Origin of the sequence: Myxococcus sp. CA033, from assembly GCF_013336625.1 — a bacterium.
Taxonomy (GTDB): domain Bacteria; phylum Myxococcota; class Myxococcia; order Myxococcales; family Myxococcaceae; genus Myxococcus; species Myxococcus llanfairpwllgwyngyllgogerychwyrndrobwllllantysiliogogogochensis.
Map to the genome: position 1 here is coordinate 272,828 of NZ_JABUMU010000003.1, position 17,749 is coordinate 290,576.

At 68.8% G+C, this 17,749-nt stretch carries 13 protein-coding genes and 1 tRNA gene; 8 read left to right on the plus strand and 6 right to left on the minus strand.

From position 1 onward, the window contains the following. Positions 1-148: 148 nt before the first annotated feature. Positions 149-221: transfer RNA gene (locus HUA78_RS11405), tRNA-Phe, on the minus strand. A gap of 87 nt (positions 222-308) precedes the next feature. Continuing rightward, on the minus strand, positions 309-1,103 hold the full coding sequence (locus tag HUA78_RS11410; protein WP_174459919.1) for a sigma-70 family RNA polymerase sigma factor: 795 nt from the start codon (positions 1,101-1,103) through the stop codon (positions 309-311). A gap of 121 nt (positions 1,104-1,224) precedes the next feature. Between HUA78_RS11410 and nhaR the strand changes: the two genes are divergently transcribed. Beyond that, entirely contained in the window at positions 1,225-2,124 is a 900-nt protein-coding gene (nhaR, locus tag HUA78_RS11415) for a transcriptional activator NhaR (protein WP_141645528.1), read from the plus strand. An 18-nt stretch (positions 2,125-2,142) separates the two neighbouring features. Here nhaR and HUA78_RS11420 read toward each other — a convergent pair whose 3' ends face one another. Together HUA78_RS11420 and HUA78_RS11425 are read right to left on the minus strand one after the other, a co-directional pair. Further along, positions 2,143-3,726, minus strand: a complete 1,584-nt coding sequence (locus tag HUA78_RS11420; protein ID WP_174459920.1) for an amidohydrolase — start codon at positions 3,724-3,726, stop codon at positions 2,143-2,145. 181 nt (positions 3,727-3,907) lie between these two features. After that, on the minus strand, positions 3,908-4,129 hold the full coding sequence (locus tag HUA78_RS11425) for a hypothetical protein (protein ID WP_174457384.1): 222 nt from the start codon (positions 4,127-4,129) through the stop codon (positions 3,908-3,910). 220 nt (positions 4,130-4,349) lie between these two features. Between HUA78_RS11425 and HUA78_RS11430 the strand changes: the two genes are divergently transcribed. Genes HUA78_RS11430 through HUA78_RS11440 form a run of 3 tightly spaced genes read left to right on the plus strand, consistent with a single transcriptional unit; the run spans position 4,350 to position 7,865 of the window. Further along, positions 4,350-5,660 carry a glycosyltransferase gene (locus HUA78_RS11430; RefSeq protein ID WP_174459921.1) on the plus strand — a complete coding sequence of 437 codons (1,311 nt, stop codon included), beginning with the start codon at positions 4,350-4,352 and terminating at the stop codon, positions 5,658-5,660. Between the two features lie 52 nt (positions 5,661-5,712). Then, a complete protein-coding gene (locus tag HUA78_RS11435; protein ID WP_174476387.1) occupies positions 5,713-7,023 on the plus strand; it encodes an NfeD family protein in 1,311 nt (436 codons plus the stop codon). Continuing rightward, positions 7,020-7,865, plus strand: coding sequence for a slipin family protein (locus HUA78_RS11440; protein WP_141645532.1), 846 nt, complete (start codon positions 7,020-7,022; stop codon positions 7,863-7,865). The genes HUA78_RS11435 and HUA78_RS11440 overlap by 4 nt, the downstream gene beginning before the upstream one ends. A 9-nt stretch (positions 7,866-7,874) precedes the next feature. On the opposite strand, the gene HUA78_RS11445 is transcribed toward HUA78_RS11440, so the two are convergent. Then, positions 7,875-8,360 (minus strand): DUF2721 domain-containing protein, encoded by a 486-nt coding sequence (locus HUA78_RS11445; protein WP_174457385.1) that lies wholly within the window; start codon positions 8,358-8,360, stop codon positions 7,875-7,877. A 200-nt stretch (positions 8,361-8,560) separates the two neighbouring features. On the opposite strand from HUA78_RS11445, the gene HUA78_RS11450 reads away from it, so the two are divergent. The 4 genes from HUA78_RS11450 (at position 8,561) to HUA78_RS11465 (ending at position 13,556) form a co-directional block, all read left to right on the plus strand. After that, positions 8,561-9,058 carry a MerR family transcriptional regulator gene (locus HUA78_RS11450; RefSeq protein WP_141649444.1) on the plus strand — a complete coding sequence of 166 codons (498 nt, stop codon included), beginning with the start codon at positions 8,561-8,563 and terminating at the stop codon, positions 9,056-9,058. Beyond that, positions 9,055-11,646: a VIT domain-containing protein gene (locus HUA78_RS11455; protein ID WP_174476276.1), complete on the plus strand. Its 2,592-nt coding sequence runs from the start codon at positions 9,055-9,057 to the stop codon at positions 11,644-11,646. Before HUA78_RS11450 ends, HUA78_RS11455 begins: the two co-directional genes overlap by 4 nt. Before the next feature lie 96 nt (positions 11,647-11,742). Further along, positions 11,743-12,882, plus strand: a complete 1,140-nt coding sequence (locus HUA78_RS11460) for a hypothetical protein (RefSeq protein ID WP_174476277.1) — start codon at positions 11,743-11,745, stop codon at positions 12,880-12,882. A gap of 32 nt (positions 12,883-12,914) precedes the next feature. Further along, positions 12,915-13,556 carry a phospholipid scramblase-related protein gene (locus tag HUA78_RS11465; protein WP_141647572.1) on the plus strand — a complete coding sequence of 214 codons (642 nt, stop codon included), beginning with the start codon at positions 12,915-12,917 and terminating at the stop codon, positions 13,554-13,556. Between the two features lie 16 nt (positions 13,557-13,572). On the opposite strand, the gene HUA78_RS11470 is transcribed toward HUA78_RS11465, so the two are convergent. Next, positions 13,573-17,523, minus strand: coding sequence for a myxosortase-dependent M36 family metallopeptidase (locus HUA78_RS11470; protein WP_174476278.1), 3,951 nt, complete (start codon positions 17,521-17,523; stop codon positions 13,573-13,575). Between the last annotated feature and the right edge of the window lie 226 nt (positions 17,524-17,749).

The following is a 17,749-nucleotide window of genomic DNA, read 5'->3' on the forward strand; positions in this document are numbered from 1 at the left end:
TGTGGCCCGTGAGGCTGGCGTCTGCGGCGCGCCCTGTAACTAGGACGTCGGCACGCACACCCTGGGGGCCCTGTCAGCGTGGGCCCTCCAGGCCAAAAAGAAAGGGCCCTGAACCGAAGTCCAGGGCCCCAAACTTTTCAACTCTGTGTGCCCAGGGGCGGAATCGAACCACCGACACGGGGATTTTCAGTCCCCTGCTCTACCGACTGAGCTACCTGGGCGTACGGGTCACCGCGAGAGGCCGCGCTCTCATATCGAGCCCTTCCCAGGGCCGTCAAGCACCCTTTTCCCGGCGCCCCTTCCCTTCGTCATGCGGCACGAGGCATCGCCTCCGCGTCCCAGGTCGTCAGACTCGCGGTGAGCCTCTTCTTCAGCTTCGCCCTCAGCCCCTGCTCGATCTGCCGGATGCGCACCGCCGTCACCCCGAAGCGCCGGGCCAGCAACTCCGCGCTCGCCGCCTCCTCCGCCAACATCCGCTCCTCCACCAGCGCCCGCTCCCTCGCGTCCAGCTCCGGCCAGGCCTCCTCCACGCTCGCCCGCAGCCTCGCCGCCCACTGCGCCCGGTCCACCACCTCCTCCTGCGACTCACCCTCCCCCTCCAACACCTCCAGCCGCGTCACCTCCCCGTCCGGCGTCACCGGCGCGTCCAGCGACACGTCCCTGGCCAACGACTCGGTCGCACGGGCCACGTCCTCCTCCTTCTTCCCCAGCGCGTCCGCCAGCCGGCGCATCACCTCCGGGTGCCCCTCCCCCCACCGGGCCTCCAGCCGCGCCCGCTCCCGCCGAAGCTGGAACACCACCCACGGCGCCCGCCCGCCCGCCATGCTCCAGTTGCGGCCCACGTACGCCCGGATGCGCGCCCGAATCCACTGGCTCGCGTACGCCCCGAACGGAATCCCCCGCTCCTCGAACCGACCCGCCGCCTCCATCAACCCCACGTTGCCCTCCGCCACCAGCTCGTCCAGCGGCAACCCCGTCCAGCGGTACTTCCACGCCAGCCGCTCCACCAGCACCAGGTGCTCTCGCACCCGCGCCTCCACCGCCTCGTCGACCACGACAAGCTCAGGCGACTCACAGGACACGCTCACGTTGATGGCTTCCATGGACCTCCTCCGGTCTCTTCGGGGCGATGAACTCGCCCCCGAATGCACGTAGAGATAAGCCAGGACCATTCTTAATAAAATTAGGTAGTTTGAACGCAACCCATAGGTTATCTCTATGGGTATGAGTTGGCTCAACTACCACCATCTCCTGTATTTCTGGACGGTTGCGCGGGCGGGCAGCATCGCCAAGGCGGGCGAAGAACTGCACCTCGCTCAACCCACCATCAGCAGCCAGCTCAAGCTGCTGGAGGAGTCGCTGGGCCACAAGCTCTTCGAGCGACAGGGCCGAAAGCTGGTCCTCACGGACGTGGGGCGCACCGTCATGCGCTACGCCGATGAAATCTTCCGCCTGGGCAACGAGCTGAAGAACGTGGTCGCTGGCCTGCCCCCCGGCCAACAACTCCGCCTCAACGTGGGCATCCTCGACGTCATTCCCAAGCTCGTGGCCGAGCAGCTCCTCAAGCCCGCGCTCGAAGCAGGCCCGTCGCTGCGCATCATCTGCCGCGAAGGCCCCCTGCCCCAGCTGCTCGCCTCGCTCGCCCTGCACGAGCTGGACGTGGTGCTCGCCGACGCTCCCAGCTCCGAGCCCGTCAGCGTCCGCTCCTTCAACCACCTGCTCGGAAAGTGTGGCGTGTCCTTCTTCGCCGCCGACAGTCTGCGGCATCTCAAGAAGGACTTCCCCCGCTCCCTCGACGGCGCGCCCATGCTGCTGCCCTCGGACGAGTCCTCCGTGCGCCGCTCGCTGGACCTCTGGTTCGAGCGACAGGGCCTGCGCCCCCTCATCGCCGGTGACTTCGACGACAGCGCGCTGCTCCAGGCCTTTGGACAGAGCGGCCACGGCGTCTTCGCCATGCCCTCCGTCATCGAGGCGCAGATGGAGCGTGAGTACAACTGCTCCGTCATCGGCCGCACCGACGAAATCGAGACCTGCTTCTACGCCATCACCGTCGAGCGCCGCCTGCGCCACCCCGCCGTCGTCGCCATCGCCGAGGCGGCGCGCTCTCAAATCTTCAGCGTGTGAGCCCTCCGGCGCTCAAGGCTAGGCGCGGTACACCTCCACGCCCGCCACCACCGTCGCCAGCACCTGTGCATCCACCAGCGCCTTCGCGGGTCCCTCCACCGGGTCCACCGACAGCGCCACGAAGTCCGCGTCCTGTCCTGGCGCCAGCCCGCCGCGCCTGGCCTCCTCGAAGGAGGCCCACGCCGGCCCCCGCGTGAAGCCCTCCAGGGCCTCGTACCCCGACAGCGCCTCCTCCGGCAGCCAGCCGCCCTCCGGTCTTCCCGTGGCGTCCTGTCGCGTGCGCGCCGCGTACAGCCCCGCCAGGACGTCCGGGTTCTCGATGGGAAAGTCGCTGCCCAGCGCGAGGTTCGCCCCCGCTTCCTTCAGGCTGCGCCACGCATAGGAACCCCGGAGCCGCTCGCGGCCCAGCCTCGCTTCCGCCCACGGCATGTCGCTGGTGGCATGGGTGGGCTGCACGCTCGCCACCAGCCCCGCCGCCCCCAGGCGGGTGATGTCCTCGCGCCGCAGAATCTGCGCGTGCTCCACGCGGTGCCTCAACGCCTTCGTGCCTGTCTCCTCCGACACGCGCGTCAGCACATCCACCACCAAGGTATTGGCACGGTCTCCAATGGCGTGGATGCAGACCTGGAAGCCCTTCGACATGAAGGCACGCGCCCGCGACTCGAGTTCCTCGGGCGACATCAACAACAGGCCGCGCTGCCCGGGCTCGTCACAGTAGTCCTCATGAAGCGCCGCGCCCCGGCTGCCCAGCGCACCATCCGCCAGGAACTTCACCGCCCGCATCTTCAACATCCGTCCCTGCCAGGGGCCCTGCTCCAGATAGGCGTGCCGCTCGTCCCCCTGGCCCGCGGCCATGGCGTAGATGCGCAGCGGGAGCGTGCCCTCCGCGTCCCACTGTTGAAGCAGGCGGAAGGCATCCAGGTCCATGCCGGCGTCGTGGACTCCCGTCAGTCCTACTTGTGCACAGCGCTCCAGCGCCGCCCGGAGCCGCGTCTCGAGCTGCGCCTTCGTGGGCGGCGGCATCGCCGCGGCCACCACGTCCATGGCGTTGTCCACCAGCACGCCCGTGGGCTCTCCCTTCGCATCCCTCAAGATGCGGCCACCCTCGGGGTCCTGCGTGTCGCGGGAGATGCCTGCCCTGCGCAGCGCCTCGCCGTTCACCCAGGCCGCGTGGTGGTCCACTCGCGTGAGGAACACGGGCGTCGTGGGGAAATGGGCATCCAGCTCGGCCCTCCCCGGAAAGGCACCACCGGGCCACTCGTTCTGGTCCCAGCCTCTTCCCAGAAGCCAGTCGCCCTGGAAGCTGGACTCGGGCGCTTGTGACAACCGACGCACCGCCTCCTCCACGGACGGCGACTTCTCCAGTCGCACCGTCGTCAGACTGCGACCCAGGCCGTGCAGATGCGCGTGAGCATCCACCAGTCCTGGCACCACCGTGGCGGCTCCCAGGTCCACCTCTCGCGCACCGGGAGCCGTCGCTCTCACTTCGTCGCGAGTGCCCACCGCCACCACGCGCCCGTCACGCACCGCCAGGGCTCGCGCCAGCGGACGCTCCGTGTCCAGCGTCCAGATTCGCTCTGCCAGATAGACCGTGGTCTGCACCGTGCGCCTCCGCCTGTCCCGGCGGATTCAGCCTCCACGCGGGTCCGCGCGAACTGTGCGCGAGCCGAGCGGCGGTGTCACGAGGACCGTCGGGTGGTGTGTCACGACCTCGCGGACCAGGAGAGGAGCACCCTCCTGGCTCGCGACTCGCCGCGGCGGACCTCCGTCGCGTGACGCCGCGCTACTCCGGCTGCGGCTGCGTCTCCGTCGTGCCCGCGTCGGGCTGGGCGGGCATGGGCGTGGCGGGCCCGGGCGGTTCGTCCGGTACGGTTTGCACGGGCTCCCTCACCTGGTCAGGGCCCTGAAGCGGCTCCTGCTCTTCCGCCCCAGGGGGCTGGGTGGTCTTGCAAGCCAGCGGTACGGCGGCCAGGCACAGGGCGGCGATGAGGACGACACGGCGCATGACTCCTCCCCTTCGAGTCTTGGCACGACTTGGGCGGCCCACGCCGCACGAGGAAAGGTGCTGCCTGTGGCGCGCGCTCACCACCCGGTGAGCAGCCCGACAGGCTGGCGCCCACTTCTGATGCCGGCTACCGGACATGCACGCGGCACCTCGGGAAGACCCCGTCGGGCATGAGCACCGTTGGCTCGGGAGTGGCCTCACACCCCGGGAGCCTCAAGCCATGTTGGATGTCGTGGATGTCGGCAAGCGCTCACTCGCCACCTATCGCGGTGTCGCTCCCGACGCGCAGCTCGACGCCCTCTCCCACTGCGCTGAACGACTGCGCGGCGCTCGCTGTCTGCACCTCAGCGCCACGCCCTATGGGGGAGGCGTCTCCGAAATCCTCCGCTCGCTGGTCCCCCTCTACAACGACCTGGGCATCGTGACCGACTGGAAGCTCATCCACGGCGACGAGGCCTTCTTCCAGGTCACCAAACGCATCCACAACGGGCTCCAGGGCGCTCCGGGCGAGCTCACCGAGTCCGAGAAGGCCATCTATCTGGCCAACTCCCAGCTCAACGCCCGCCGACTCATCTCCGACTCCGAGGACTACGACTTCATCTTCGTCCACGACCCGCAGCCCGCGGCGCTCGCGGCCCTCAGCGGCAATCGCGACGCGCGTTGGATATGGCGCTGCCATATCGACACGTCTCGACCCAACCCCAGCTTCTGGGAACTGCTGTCGCCCTACCTGCTCGACTACGACGCCGCCATCTTCACCCTGCCGGAGTTCATTCCTCCCGCGCTCCCCATCCGGAACGTGCGCGTCCACGCGCCGGCCATCGACCCGCTCAGTCCCAAGAACCATCCCCTTCCCGAGCCCCTCGCGCGCGACGTGCTCGAGTGGATTGGCATCCGCACCCACCGGCCCCTCGTCACGCAGGTCAGTCGCTTCGACCGCTGGAAGGACCCGCTGGGCGTCGTCCGCGCCTACCAGCGCGTGCGTCCACATGTCCCCGACCTGCAGCTCGCGCTGGTCGGCTCGCTCGCCCTGGATGACCCCGAAGGCTGGGAGGTCTACGAGGAGCTCCGCGCGGCTACCCGGCACGATGGACTCATCCACGTCCTCACCAACCTGGTCGGTGTGGGCAACATCGAGGTCAACGCGCTCCAGGCGCGCTCGGAGGTCGTCGTCCAGAAGTCCCTGCGCGAAGGCTTCGGGCTCGTCGTCTCCGAAGCGCTCTGGAAGGGCACTCCCGTCGTCGGCGGTCGCACGGGCGGCATTCCGCTGCAGCTTCCCGAGGGCACGGGCGGAGTCCTCGTGGACACAGAAGAGGAGTGCGCCGAGGCCCTGCTCCACCTGCTGCGCCAGCCGGAAGAGGCCCACCTCCTGGGTGAACGCGGCCGAGAGCATGTGCGCCAGCACTTCCTCATGCCACGGCTGCTGCTGGACCACCTGAGGCTGCTCGACGCCATGTCCTCCGCACGGCCCCTCCCCGCGCGAGACATCGTCCCATCGCATCCTTCCCCCCTCTCTCTTCAGGGGGTGTGACTTGCGCTCACGCCATGTCCAGCTCGGGAAGACCGGAGCCGCGTTGCTCTTGATGCTGATGGCCCTGGGCCTGCTCGCGGCGACACCTCCAGCGAGCCCCACGCCCGGCTCCTCCACCGTGGCCTCCTGTGAACTGGAAGGCGTGGTGGACACCGGCTCGGGCGCCTATCTGTCCGACTGCGTGCGGCGCGCGGAGGCTGGTGGACACTCGGCGCTGCTGGTTCGACTGGATACGCCGGGCGGCTCGCTGGAGGCGACTCGCGCCATCGTCCGGGCGTTCCTTGGATCCTCCGTGCCGGTGCTCGTCTGGGTGGGGCCCTCCGGCGCGCATGCGGGCAGCGCGGGCGTCTTCATCACCCTGGCTTCCACTCTTGCGGCCATGGCTCCCGGCACCAACATCGGCGCCGCGCATCCTGTCGCGGGAATCACCGGGCAGGACCCGGAGGCGACCGGTGGTGCTCAGATGGCTCGGAAGGTGGAGAACGACACCGTCGCGTTCGCGGAGAGCATCGCTCGGCAGCGGGGCCGCAATGCCTCGTGGGCCGCCTCCGCCGTGCGCGACAGCGTCGCCATCAGCGCGAACGCCGCGGTCGAACTGCGCGTGGTGGAGCACCTCGCTTCCAGCGAGTCGGAGTTCCTCGCCTGGGCGGATGGGCGCTCGGTGCAGGTGGCGGGGGGGGACACGGTGCGGCTGTCCACTCGCGACGCTCGACTCGTGGAGCTGACTCCGAGCCTTTCACAGCGCGCGGTCCATGCGCTCGCGCATCCCGCGATTGTCTATCTGCTGTTCCTCATGGCCGCGCTGGGACTGGTCGTCGAGCTGGCACACCCGGGTGGTATCGCCCCCGGACTCATCGGCGTGGTCGCGCTGGTGCTCGCGCTGGTGGCCTCGTCCGCGCTGCCCGTGAGCACGGGGGCCTTGCTCCTCTTGCTGCTCGGCGCGGCGCTCATCATCGCGGAGCTGTTCGTCACCAGTGGACTGCTCGGCGCCACGGGCGTGGTGTTGCTGGGCCTGGGAGGACTGTTCCTGGTGGACCGCGTGGACCCGGACTGGTTCGTGGACCGCTCCTTCGGGGTGTCGTGGGCGTGGCTGATTCCCACCACGTTGGTCCTCGCGGGCGCGGCGGCCTATGTCGCGTGGAGGAGCGCGCAGACGCGGCGACTGCCCCAGCGCGGCGGAGACGTGGGACTCGTGGGCGAGGAGGGCACCACGCTGGCCCCCGTCACTCCCGAGAGCGGTGAAGTGTTCGTCCATGGTGAGCGCTGGCGCGCCACCTCTCCCTCACCCATCCAGCGCGGCGCACACGTGGTGGTGCGGCGCGTGGAAGGGCTCACCCTCTTCGTCGACGAGGTGAAGACATGACCGACCTGTTCGGACTGCTCGGGTTCCTCATTCCGCTGGGCGTGCTCTTCCTGTTGTTCATGTCCGGAGTGCGCATCGTCAACGAGTACCAGAACGGCGTGGTGTTCCGGCTCGGCCGCTTCGTGGGGTTGAAGCGCGCGGGCTTTCGCTGGCTCATCCCCTTCGTGGAGCGCATGGTCATCATCGACCTGCGCACCGTGACTCGCGATGTGCCTCCACAGGACGTCATCACCCGCGACAACGTCAGCGTGAAGGTCAACGCCGTCGTCTACTTCCGCGTCATCCATGCGGACAAGGCCGTGCTCCAGGTGGAGGATTATCTCTATGCCACCAGCCAGCTCGCGCAGACGACGCTGCGCGCGATTCTGGGTCAGGTGGAGCTGGACCAACTCCTCAGCGAGCGCGAGCGCATCAACCACGAAATCCAGCAGGTGCTCGACGCGCGCACGGACCCGTGGGGCATCAAGGTCTCCAACGTGGAGGTGAAGCACATCGACCTGCCCCCGGAGATGCAGCGGGCCATCGCTCGACAGGCCGAGGCCGAGCGCGAGCGTCGCGCGAAAATCATCGCCGCCGAGGGTGAACACCAGGCCGCCGAGAAGCTCGCCATGGCGGCGGACGTGCTCAGCCGCAACCCCGCCACGCTTCAACTGCGATATCTGCAGACGCTGGTGGAGATCACCACGGGCGGCAATCACACCATCCTCCCCATCCCGCTCGACATCCTGCGCGCCGTCGGCGCCGCGGCGGCTCGCAGCGGCTTCGGCTCGGGCGAGGACGACAGGCGCCACTCCAACAGTCATGGCGACGAGGACGGACCTCCCGTGGGCGGCCTCACCTGACGCGGACCTCTACAGGCGCGGTGGCGGGCGGGTGATTCCGAAGAGTTCCTCCCGCTCCAGCTTGATGGCCAGGCGGCTCAGCCGCAGCGAGGCCAACGCGAGCACCGCCACCGCTCCCAGCAACAACACGCCGATGGCGAAGGACAACACCGGCAGCGACTCCGGGATGTCGAGCTGACGCTTCGTCAGATACAGCAACGACGTCACCACGAACGCCAACAGCGCCGTGTACGTGAGCGCGATGGCCCTCGCGAGTATCGCGTGCCGCCGGTCCAGGATGACCACCTCCTGCCGCAACAAATCCCGCCGCGAGTTCCCCTCCGGCAACTGCCGCGCCTCCCTCAACATCTCCCGCATCCGCGTCGTCATCCGCGCAATCTGATTGTCCAACCCCGTCGCCACGATGCCGCACGCCGACACCATCACCGCCGGCGTCACCGCCGTCCCAATCAGCCGTATCGACGAGAGGTCCAACCCATCCGACACACCGTTCATCCCCCCTCTGTTCCACCCCTCCCCTCCCCCATGCAACCCACCCCTCGGCCCCCTCCTCACCCTTCGAACTCGACAGTCCATCTCGACACTCGAACCGCACCATTCCGACACCATCCCACCCGGACATCTCGACACCACCCTCGCGAAAACTCGACACTGATGACTTGACACTAAAGGTGTCGAGTCATACTGTCTGAGTCGTGAACACGCGGAAGACACAGAGCGAGTGGAAGCTGGCGGAGCTGGCCGAGGAGGCGGGCGTCTCGCCACGCACGGTGCGCTACTACGTCCAGCGGGGTCTGCTCCCCGCGCCGCCCTTTCGGGGGCCGGACACCGTGTATGGCGAGGAGCACGTCATACGACTCAAGGCCATCCGGGTCCTCCAGGCACGGTTCCTCCCCTTGGATGCCATCCAGGTGGAGCTCCAGCGCCTGTCGCTCGACGAGCTGCGCAAGCTCGCCGAGTCGGACGTCACCCCGACTCCGCCCACGTACGGGCCGACGAGCCTCACCGATTCACAAATCGTGGCACCGCCGGCCACCGGCCCGCGTCCCACGACGACGACACGCTACCAGCGCTGGGAACTCATCCCCGGTCTGGAGCTGCATGTGGCGGATTCAGCGGATGCCAAGGTTCGAGCCCTCGCCGAGCGCGTACGGGCCCTCATCGAAGAGTTCCAGGACAAGGAGAAGCCATGACGAAAGAGCATGCAGGGCTGTTCACTCGCGAGGGCGCGCAGGTTCCCCTTCAGGGCGTCGAAGTCACTGGTGAGCTGCTCGGCGGACATGCGCGCGTGCGCGTGCGCCAGCGCTACCGCAACGACGAGCCCCGCCCCATCGAAGCCGTCTACACCTTCCCCCTGCCCTCGGATGGCACCCTCTCCGCCTTCTCCATGACGTGCGCGGGCCGCCGCGTCGAAGGCATCGTCAAGGAGCGCGAGGAGGCCTTCCGCGCCTATGACGACGCCGTCACCGCGGGCCATGGCGCCGCCCTGCTCGACGAGGAGCGCTCCAACGTCTTCACCGCCCAGGTGGGCAACCTCCTCCCCAACGAGGAGACCATCGTCGAGGTGGAGTTCCTCCAGGCCGTCACCGCCGAGGAAGGCAGCGTCCGGTGGATGCTCCCCACGCTCGTCGCCCCGCGCTACATCCCCGGCAAGCCCGCCGGAGACCGCACCGGCCACGGCAGCGCCGAGCCCACGCCGCGAGTCCCCGACGCGGACCGCATCTCTCCTCCCATCGGCCAGGTGCAGTACGGCCTGCGCATGGACCTGCTCGTCGACCTGGGCCGCGAGGTCATCGTCGAGAGCCCCTCGCACGCCATCACCGTCACCCGCGAGAGCGGCACCCGCGCCCGCGTGAGCTTCTCTCGCGGAGAGGTGTCCCTGGACCGCGACCTGGTCCTCTCCCTGCGCAGCTCCGATACGAGCGCCGTCTTCACCCCGCTCGCCACGCACCGCAAGGGCGACAAGCCCGGCACGTTCGCCCTCACCGTGGTGCCCGACCTCCTGGGCATGGCCTCCGCGCCCCCCAAGCAGGAGGTCATCTTCCTGGTGGACGTCTCCGGCTCCATGGACGGCGACAGCCTGCCCCAGGCCCAGGCCGCGCTCCGGCTCTGCCTGCGACACCTGCGCGAAGGCGACCGCTTCAACGTCATCGCCTTCGAGAGTTCCTTCCGCTCCTTCCAGCCCCTGCCCGTGCCCTTTACCCAGCGCATGCTGGAAGAGGCGGACCGGTGGGTGGCGGCGCTCCGGGCCGACGGCGGCACGGAGCTGCTCGGGCCCATGCAGGCCGCGGCTCGCACCGCGCCGGACGGCGTGCTCGTGCTCTTGACGGACGGACAGGTGGGCAACGAGGACGAAATCCTCCGCGCCGTGCTCGCCGAGCGGAAGTCCGCGCGCGTGTACTCGTTCGGCATCGGCACCAACGTCAGTGATGCCCTGCTGCGCGACATGGCGAAGCAGACCGGCGGCGACGTGGAGTTCATCCACCCCGGCGAGCGCATCGACGACAAGGTCGTCGCCCAGTTCTCCCGCGCGCTCGCGCCGCGCATCACTGAACTCCAGGTCTACTTCGACGGCGTCGAGGGCACGGAACTGGCCCCCGGCGAGCTGCCTCCCATGGTCGACGGCATGCCCTGGACGCTCCTGGGCCGCTACCCCACGCCGGGCACCGGCAAGGTGACGCTGAGGGGCCGGTCGGGCCGCGAGCCCTTCGCGCTCACCGTTCGCGTGGACTTTCCCGCCGAGTCGGACCGCCCCGCGGTGGAGAAGTTGTGGGCCGCCGAGCGCATCAAGGGCTGGGAGGCCGCGAGCCTCACCGGCCGCCGCGCCGACTCCATGAAGAAGCGCATCGTCGAGCTCGCCGTCGAGCACCAGATTGTCACGCGCTACACGTCCTTCGTCGTCGTGGAGGAGCGCACCGGTGACAGGCGCGCCTCGGGCCAGCCGGAGACGCGCGTCGTCCCGGTGAATGCGCCCGCGGGCTGGGCCATGTTCGGCACGCAGAAGCACGAAGAGGCCGAGGTCGCTCCCGTCATCCAGCGCCCTGGTGCTCGCGGCCGGGGTGGTAGCGCACCCGTGGCCGCGGGCCCCCCGTCGAGGCAGGCCCCCGCTCACGCCGTCATGGCTTCCGCCGGCGGACCCCCGCCTCCTCCCGCCCCCGCACCGGCCGCCCCGCTCAGGAAGCTTGTCAGCACGGCCCAGGCCCCGGACATGGCGAAGAAGAAGAAGGGAGGCCTCCTGGGAGGCCTCTTCGGAGGAGGCTCGGCCGAAAAGTCCGTGATGAAGGAGTCGAAGATGGAGCCACCCTCCTTCTCCGATGATGACGACACCTACGCGGACGGCCTGGCCTCCGAGCAGGAGGAGGGCTTCTCCGCGTCCGCCCGCGACGCCGAACCCCAGGAAGCGGGGGCCGAGGCCCTGCTGGGACGACAGCTCGCCAATGGACTGTGGGCGGGGACCGGCCCCGGACCGGAGCCCGTGCAGCAGGCTCGCGCCACCGCGCTCGCGCTGCTGGAGCTCTTGCGCGAGGGCATCACCAGCAGCCACGCGCTCCATGGTGCCCAGGTGAAGAAGGCGGTGGAGGCCCTGCTGACGCTCGCCGCCCAGCTCACCGGCGCTCCCGAGGTCGCGGAGCTGGCCCTGGGCGTGGCCTGGCTCGTCGCGGCGGGCCCGCGCACCCGGGGTCGCATCGAGCAGGCGGCCAGGCCCCTCGCCGGGCTCAACGGCCGACTGGGCAACGACGCCGAGCTGCGTCAGCACGTCGATACGCTCGCCACCCGCTGACGCGGCGCTTCTGGGCATGACTCCTTGAAGTCTCCGGCGACCTCGGCCCCTCCCTCGTGAACGGGCCGAGGTCGTCGCATAGAGTGGGTGGCGCCCATGACGCTCGCCACCCTCCTGCTCGTTGCTCTCAGTGCCACCCAAGTCGGGGATGAAGCGCAGACCGCACCTGCCTCATCAGCACCTCTCACGTCGGAGACCCTGACGGCGCCTCCGTTGATGACCACGCCCGACGCGTGCCCTCCCGAAGCGGAGGCTCGCTACAACGAGGGCTTCAACGCGCTCATCCAAGGCAAGGACACCCAGGCCTCCGAGGCCTTCACCGAGGTCCTCGCCGTCTGTCCCCAGCACCCCTACGCCACCGAGTTCGGACGGCTCACCCGGGCCCGGCTCAAGCCCGGCGCGAAGCTGGCGCAGGCGGCGGTCTATGAGAATACGGAGCGTCGCTCGGGCGCCGCCGTCGCCTCGCTGACGGTGGTGCAGACGCTGCACGGCGCGACGCAGGGCATCCTGCTGTGCGCCATCGCGGACTGCAGGGACCAGGGCTACGTGGCCGCGTCCATGCTCGGAGCGGGCGCGGGAGTCACCAGCGCGCTGCTGCTGTCGCAAGGTGGCATCACCTCCGGGCAGGCGGCCGTCATCAACTCCGGCACCGTATGGGGTTTCTGGTTCGGCATCGCGTCGATGCTCGCCTTCGACCTGGAGGACGATGATGCGCTGAGGGCCGCCATCATCGGCGGCGCGGGCTTCACCGGCGTGGGCGTCCTGCTCGCCAACCTGGTGCAGCCCACCGCGGGGCAGGTGTCCATGGCCAACTCCGGTGGCCTGTGGGCCGGCGTGGTGACGGCCCTGTTCCTGGCCACGTCGGAGAGCGACAACACGAAGTCCTTCTTCGCCGCCGAGCTGGCCGCGACGTCCGCCGGCATCATCGGCTTCGCGGTGCTGTCGCGCAGCCTGCCCGTATCCCGGGGCCGCATGCTGCTCATCGACGCGGGCGGCATCGTCGGCGGACTGCTCGGCGCCAGCACCATGTACACCTTCACGGGCGGCGACGACGGCGACAGCGGCGACAACGGCGACGCCATCCTCATCAGCGCGGGCGTCGGCGCCCTGGGCGGGCTGGCCCTCACGGCCTATCTCACGCGCAACTTCGACGCGCCCCGGCTCCCCCAGGTGATGTTGACTCCCACCCTGATGGGCAAGGAAGGCGCGGGCATGGCGCTGGCGGGTCAGTTCTAATCACGCCGCCTCGCAGTGCCTGGAAAGAGCCCATGCCCGTCGACTCCACCGCCCTTGCGTCCCTCCAACATCAGCGCGCGCTGCGCGTCCGTCAGGTGAAGGAGTGGGGAGAAATCCTCACCGGCTTCGAGGGACGCAACAAGTACCAGGTGGTGGGGGACGACGGAGAGACGGTCTTCTTCGCGGGTGAGGTGGGCAGCGGGCTGGGCCTGCTGTTGCTGCGCAACTTCTTCAAGGCCAAACGCCCCTTCACGATGGAGCTGAAGTCGCCCTCGGGCGCCGTCGCGCTGCGGCTGCGACGGCCGTGGCGCTTCTGGCTGGCCCGCATGGATGTGGAGGACGGCGACGGGCGACTCCTGGGCAGCGTGCGCCAGCGCTTCCGCTTCTTCACGCGCGCCTATGACATCGTCGGCCCCGGCGGAGAGGAGCTGGGCCACCTGCGCGGCCCGCTCTTCCGTCCGTGGACGTTCGTGATTGAAGAGGGCGGTCGCGAGGTGGGCACCATCGCCAAGCGGTGGAGCGGCTTCGGCAAGGAGCTGTTCACCGACGCCGACAGCTTCGGCGTCCAGTTCGACGGCGCCCTGAGGGGCGCGCTCCTGCGCACCCTGGCCGTGGCCGCCACGTTCCTCATCGACTTCGTCCACTTCGAGAACCGGCGCGAGAACAAGGACTGAGCCCCCGCGCCAGGGCTCACGACGGGCGTCGCTTCTGCGCCGCCAATCCCAGCGCCGTCAACAGCCACGCGAGCGACGCGCCCGGTCCTCCCGACGCGCAGTCGTCACACCCGTCCGGCTTCGAGTCCCGGATTCGCACCACGGCCTCCACCGGTGCGCTCTGGAGCTTCCCGTCACTCGCCACCACTCGCAGCTTCACCTCCGTGGGCTCCTTCACCTTGGGCCCCGTGAAGCGCACCGTCGCCGTCGTCGCTCCTTCCAGTGTCACCGGCGGCCCCGAGGTCTGGGTCCACGCGTACGTCAGCGCAGCCCCCTCCGGGTCCGTTCCCTCCGCCGTCACCTCGACGCGGCTCTCCTCGTTCACCTCCTGCTCCGGCACCGGACTCACCACGGGCGCCTGGTTGAGACACAGCCCCGCGTCGTCCACCACCGTGGTGAAGGGCGTATTCACCAGCCCCTCGAAGTGGAGGTCGTCGACATCCCAGCCAGCGATCGTGGCGAAGACGCTGTCGATGAAGTCGGTGCCGTAGAGGAAGCGCACGCGCACCGTCTGGCCCGCGTACGTCATGCCCAGGTCCACGCTCACCGTCTCGAAGGCGGGGTAGCCGCTGTTCCTCGCGCTGTAGACGGAACGGCCCGCGAGCGGATTCTCGTAGCCCCAGGGGTCCTCGAGGAAGGCGTTGTACGTGGGCGTCGCCGCCTCGCCGAGGTCCGTCCACGTCTGCCCATCATCCGTGCTCAGCTCGATGACGGCCCCATCGAGATAGACGGGCGGCGCTTCGTCCTCGAAATAGGTCTCGATGTCGTGGCGATGTCGGAAGGTGAAACGCAGCGGCCGGTCCGTGGCCGCCTGGAGCGGGGGCGAGACCAGGGCCCGCAGCCCCACATGGCTCAGGTTGGGGGCATGGAACAGATATCCCCCTTCAGCGGAGACTTCACGCACCCAGGACCTCCTGCTGTCCGAGGGGTCGTGCTCGAAGCGCCAGGGGTGCCGCTCCGCATCCACCGTCTCCGTCGCGCTCGACGCGAGGACCTCATCCCGGCTCACCCAGAGCGGAAGTGACGCGGTCTGGTCTCCCGGCACGGTCTGCGCTTCGTCCCGGAAGGCGAGGCTCATGTTGAGCCATCGTCGCGACGTGCCGCCCAGGAGCTCCACGGGGAACTCCGCGCGCACCTCCTGGAAGGGGTCGGACGGAGGAATGGACCAGGTGCTCCCCTCGGGGAATATCAGGTCGCCCGAGTCGCTCGTCGCCGTCAGGGTCGACCGCTCCAACCGCCCCGTCCCCGCATTGCGGACCGTGAGGCGCACGCGTGCCTGTTCTCCCGCATCCAGGATGCCGTCGTCGTCACAGGAGCGCGCGCCCTGAATCAGCTCCAAGCGCACAAGGGACAGGTCCTTGCCTGAATAGAAGCTCTCGACGACTCCCGCGTGGTCCAGGGAGTCTCGATGCGGAGCCACCGCCCTCAGGCCAGCGCCACGTCTGGCGAACGCCTGGGAGAAGAGCTCGAAGTCGCGGGAGTCTCGCGCCAACGCCGCCGCGAGCAGGGCATCCCGCGCCTCCAGGAACGTGGGGTCCACGGGCGTCAGCTTGAGCGATGCGACGAGGTAATCCTTCATTCGCGACTGGGCCTCCGCGAAGGACAGGCGTTCCGTGTCGCGCAGGAGCGCCACGTAGCACTCCCACAGCATGACGGCCCACACCTCTCCGGAGTTGTGGAACTCCGCGTTCGGCCACTGCGCGGGCTCGCCGTTGAAAGGGATTCCCTCCGGCAAGGACACTCCGTCCTGGATGAACCGGAAGGTGAGCGGGTTCCTGCCCAGGTCCGTCGTGTATGGATAGCGACGGACCCCCCAGTAGTATGCCTGATTGGCTTCAGCCGCCCGGATGTACCCGTTGGGGACATACACACCGCTGAAGTGCGCGTTCGCGGGAAGTTGCGCGTCTTCCGCGCGCGCCTTCAGCAGCAGCGCCGCGAAGTCGCTCCAACCCTCGCCCATCGATGCACCCTGGCCATTGAACAGGCCGACACCGTCACCGACGAGGCGATTGGACATGTAGTGCATCCACTCGTGAGCGAGGAGGCCTGAGTCGAGCGCGCCATCCCTGGCGGGCCCCCCTCGCACGAGCCGCAGCGTCGTGTCTCCTTCCTCGAGCGCCGCGCGCACCAGCGCCCCCGTCTCGGTCGTGACGCTGGCCACGGGGATGGTGACGACACTGGAGCGACCGGGAAAGCCCATGGCATTCCGGACAAGGTTCCTCGGGGCGCTGAGGACAGCAATCGCTCCCGCCTGCTGTGCGTGCATCGCCTTGATGAGCGAGTCGCACCTCCTGCCCCCGTCCACGACCGCGACCTTGCCCTGGACTTCCGCCGCGTTCGTCAATGGCTCGCAGGCATCGTTGACCGTGCCGCCCGCCACCCCGTCCACGGCCAGCACCGCGTTGGCGCTGACGTCGAACACCTGGGGGCCGTAGTCCGCGAACCCCAGCATGAAGGGCCCCTTCGTACCCCCAGAGGTCTGGACGTAGAGGTCCCTGGCGGAGCGGTTGTCGTAGATCAAGAGCGTCATCAACGGCCGCGCCCCATCCGCCGGAGTGTCCATCATGGCGTTGTTGCGCGCCCAGAAAACCTGCGTCCCCACCACCATGGAGTCTTCCTCCAGCCCTCCCCTCCCGAAGTTGTCGTGCTGCGCGTTGCCCGCGGCCTCGTCGAAGCCCGAGTCGTAGAACCAGTCGTGCAGGAAGTTCGTGACGTAGAAGGCGTGGGTGATGCCCGCCATCTGCTGCTCGTCGGTGATGCTCGGCCCGTGGCGATGGTCATAGCCATGGCTGAAGACCCCCGCCTCGGAGAGGACCGCGTACAGGTCCCCTGGGCCGTATTCGCCATAGGGGTCCACCAGGTCCGCGTAGGCCTCCACGTTGTTGCCCTCGGTGCGCGTGGCGCTCGGAGCCAGCCACGGGTCATTCCGACTGAAGGGCGCGTTGCGCAACGTCACCAGATTGGGAGCCACCAGGGGCGCCTGATAACCATCCGGCAGGCCCGTGGGGTGAGGGCTGCCCTGATGACCCGTGGGGTCATGCAAGGGAACGAAGGGCGAAGCGGTGTCCGCCCATACCTTGTATGTGAAGGCCTCCGATTCTCGAGTGAGCGAGTGGCGGACGAGCAGCCGTCCATCGTCAGCGGCGATAACATACGCGTAGAGGTCGCCAGGTCCCTCGGTCACGGACTCGGTGCCCAGCTCCACGTAGTACGCCGGCACCAACGCGTCCGGCATCGGGTAGTAGACGGGCTTCGTCCTCGTGGTCCCTCGCAGCCGGACCGTCCTGGGACCCGGTGACAGCTCGAAGGACTGGTAGGGCGGCCGCGCGGGGCCCGTTTCAGCGAGGCTCGCTGGCGGCAACGCGTGTCCCTCCAGGTCACGGTAGGCCCGGGCAATCGCTTCGCGGGGCTGGAGGATGAACGCCGCGCCCTTCGAGAAGCGCGGAGTCGAACCCACCGGACTCAGGTGCCCCGACATCGCCACCAGGGACTGGCGCGAATCCAACAACACCTTCAACGACTGGCGGAAGACCTCGATGCCCTCCACGCGCTGTCCGAAGGTGACGATTCCACCCCCGGAGGGAAGTCGCTGCACGGCGGTCACTGGCACATGGTCGGCGTCCGTGCGCTCCAGGCGATACACCGGTGCGTACCGCTCCAACAGCCCACGAGCGACCTGCTCGGGACGCTGGGGCGCGGCGCTCGCGGACACCTTCGCCTGGGTCCCGTCACCCCAGACGAAGGTGGGGACGCCGAGGCGCTCCTCTTCGTGTGCGATGGAAAGACCCGGAGCGTCCGGACGAGCGAGGTGTGCGAGCGAAGAAGACGGAGCCGTGGTGAAGACATCCACCGTCGGCAATCGCTCACGGGCCAGGACAGGAAACACCGTCACCAGGACGACACTGGCGAACAGACCGGACAGTCTCATGGCGAGCTCCTGGGCTCGTGGGGGAGCAGAAGAGTTCCATCATCCAGTTACAAAAACCATCCAGAAACCGGACTCGCGAAGAGTGCTTGTCTTTTGAGCCGTACCCCTTGCCAGGGGTTGACAGGCACGGGTGCGCGACTGGTGCTACTTCAGTTCACGCATGGACAGAGGGCAGCCCTCGAAGGTCCTGGAGGGCCGCAAGATTCTCCAAGAGAAGCTGGCGAGC

What these genes read in the sequence shown, in the direction of transcription:
- HUA78_RS11470 (WP_174476278.1), bottom strand. Translation starts at nt 17,523, where the DNA reads ATGAGACTGTCCGGTCTGTTCGCCAGTGTCGTCCTGGTGACGGTGTTT.
- HUA78_RS11465 (WP_141647572.1), top strand. Translation starts at nt 12,915, where the DNA reads ATGCCCGTCGACTCCACCGCCCTTGCGTCCCTCCAACATCAGCGCGCG.
- HUA78_RS11435 (WP_174476387.1), top strand. Translation starts at nt 5,713, where the DNA reads ATGCTGATGGCCCTGGGCCTGCTCGCGGCGACACCTCCAGCGAGCCCC.
- HUA78_RS11440 (WP_141645532.1), top strand. Translation starts at nt 7,020, where the DNA reads ATGACCGACCTGTTCGGACTGCTCGGGTTCCTCATTCCGCTGGGCGTG.
- nhaR (WP_141645528.1), top strand. Translation starts at nt 1,225, where the DNA reads ATGAGTTGGCTCAACTACCACCATCTCCTGTATTTCTGGACGGTTGCG.
- HUA78_RS11460 (WP_174476277.1), top strand. Translation starts at nt 11,743, where the DNA reads ATGACGCTCGCCACCCTCCTGCTCGTTGCTCTCAGTGCCACCCAAGTC.
- HUA78_RS11430 (WP_174459921.1), top strand. Translation starts at nt 4,350, where the DNA reads ATGTTGGATGTCGTGGATGTCGGCAAGCGCTCACTCGCCACCTATCGC.
- HUA78_RS11445 (WP_174457385.1), bottom strand. Translation starts at nt 8,360, where the DNA reads ATGAACGGTGTGTCGGATGGGTTGGACCTCTCGTCGATACGGCTGATT.
- HUA78_RS11425 (WP_174457384.1), bottom strand. Translation starts at nt 4,129, where the DNA reads ATGCGCCGTGTCGTCCTCATCGCCGCCCTGTGCCTGGCCGCCGTACCG.
- HUA78_RS11455 (WP_174476276.1), top strand. Translation starts at nt 9,055, where the DNA reads ATGACGAAAGAGCATGCAGGGCTGTTCACTCGCGAGGGCGCGCAGGTT.
- HUA78_RS11410 (WP_174459919.1), bottom strand. Translation starts at nt 1,103, where the DNA reads ATGGAAGCCATCAACGTGAGCGTGTCCTGTGAGTCGCCTGAGCTTGTC.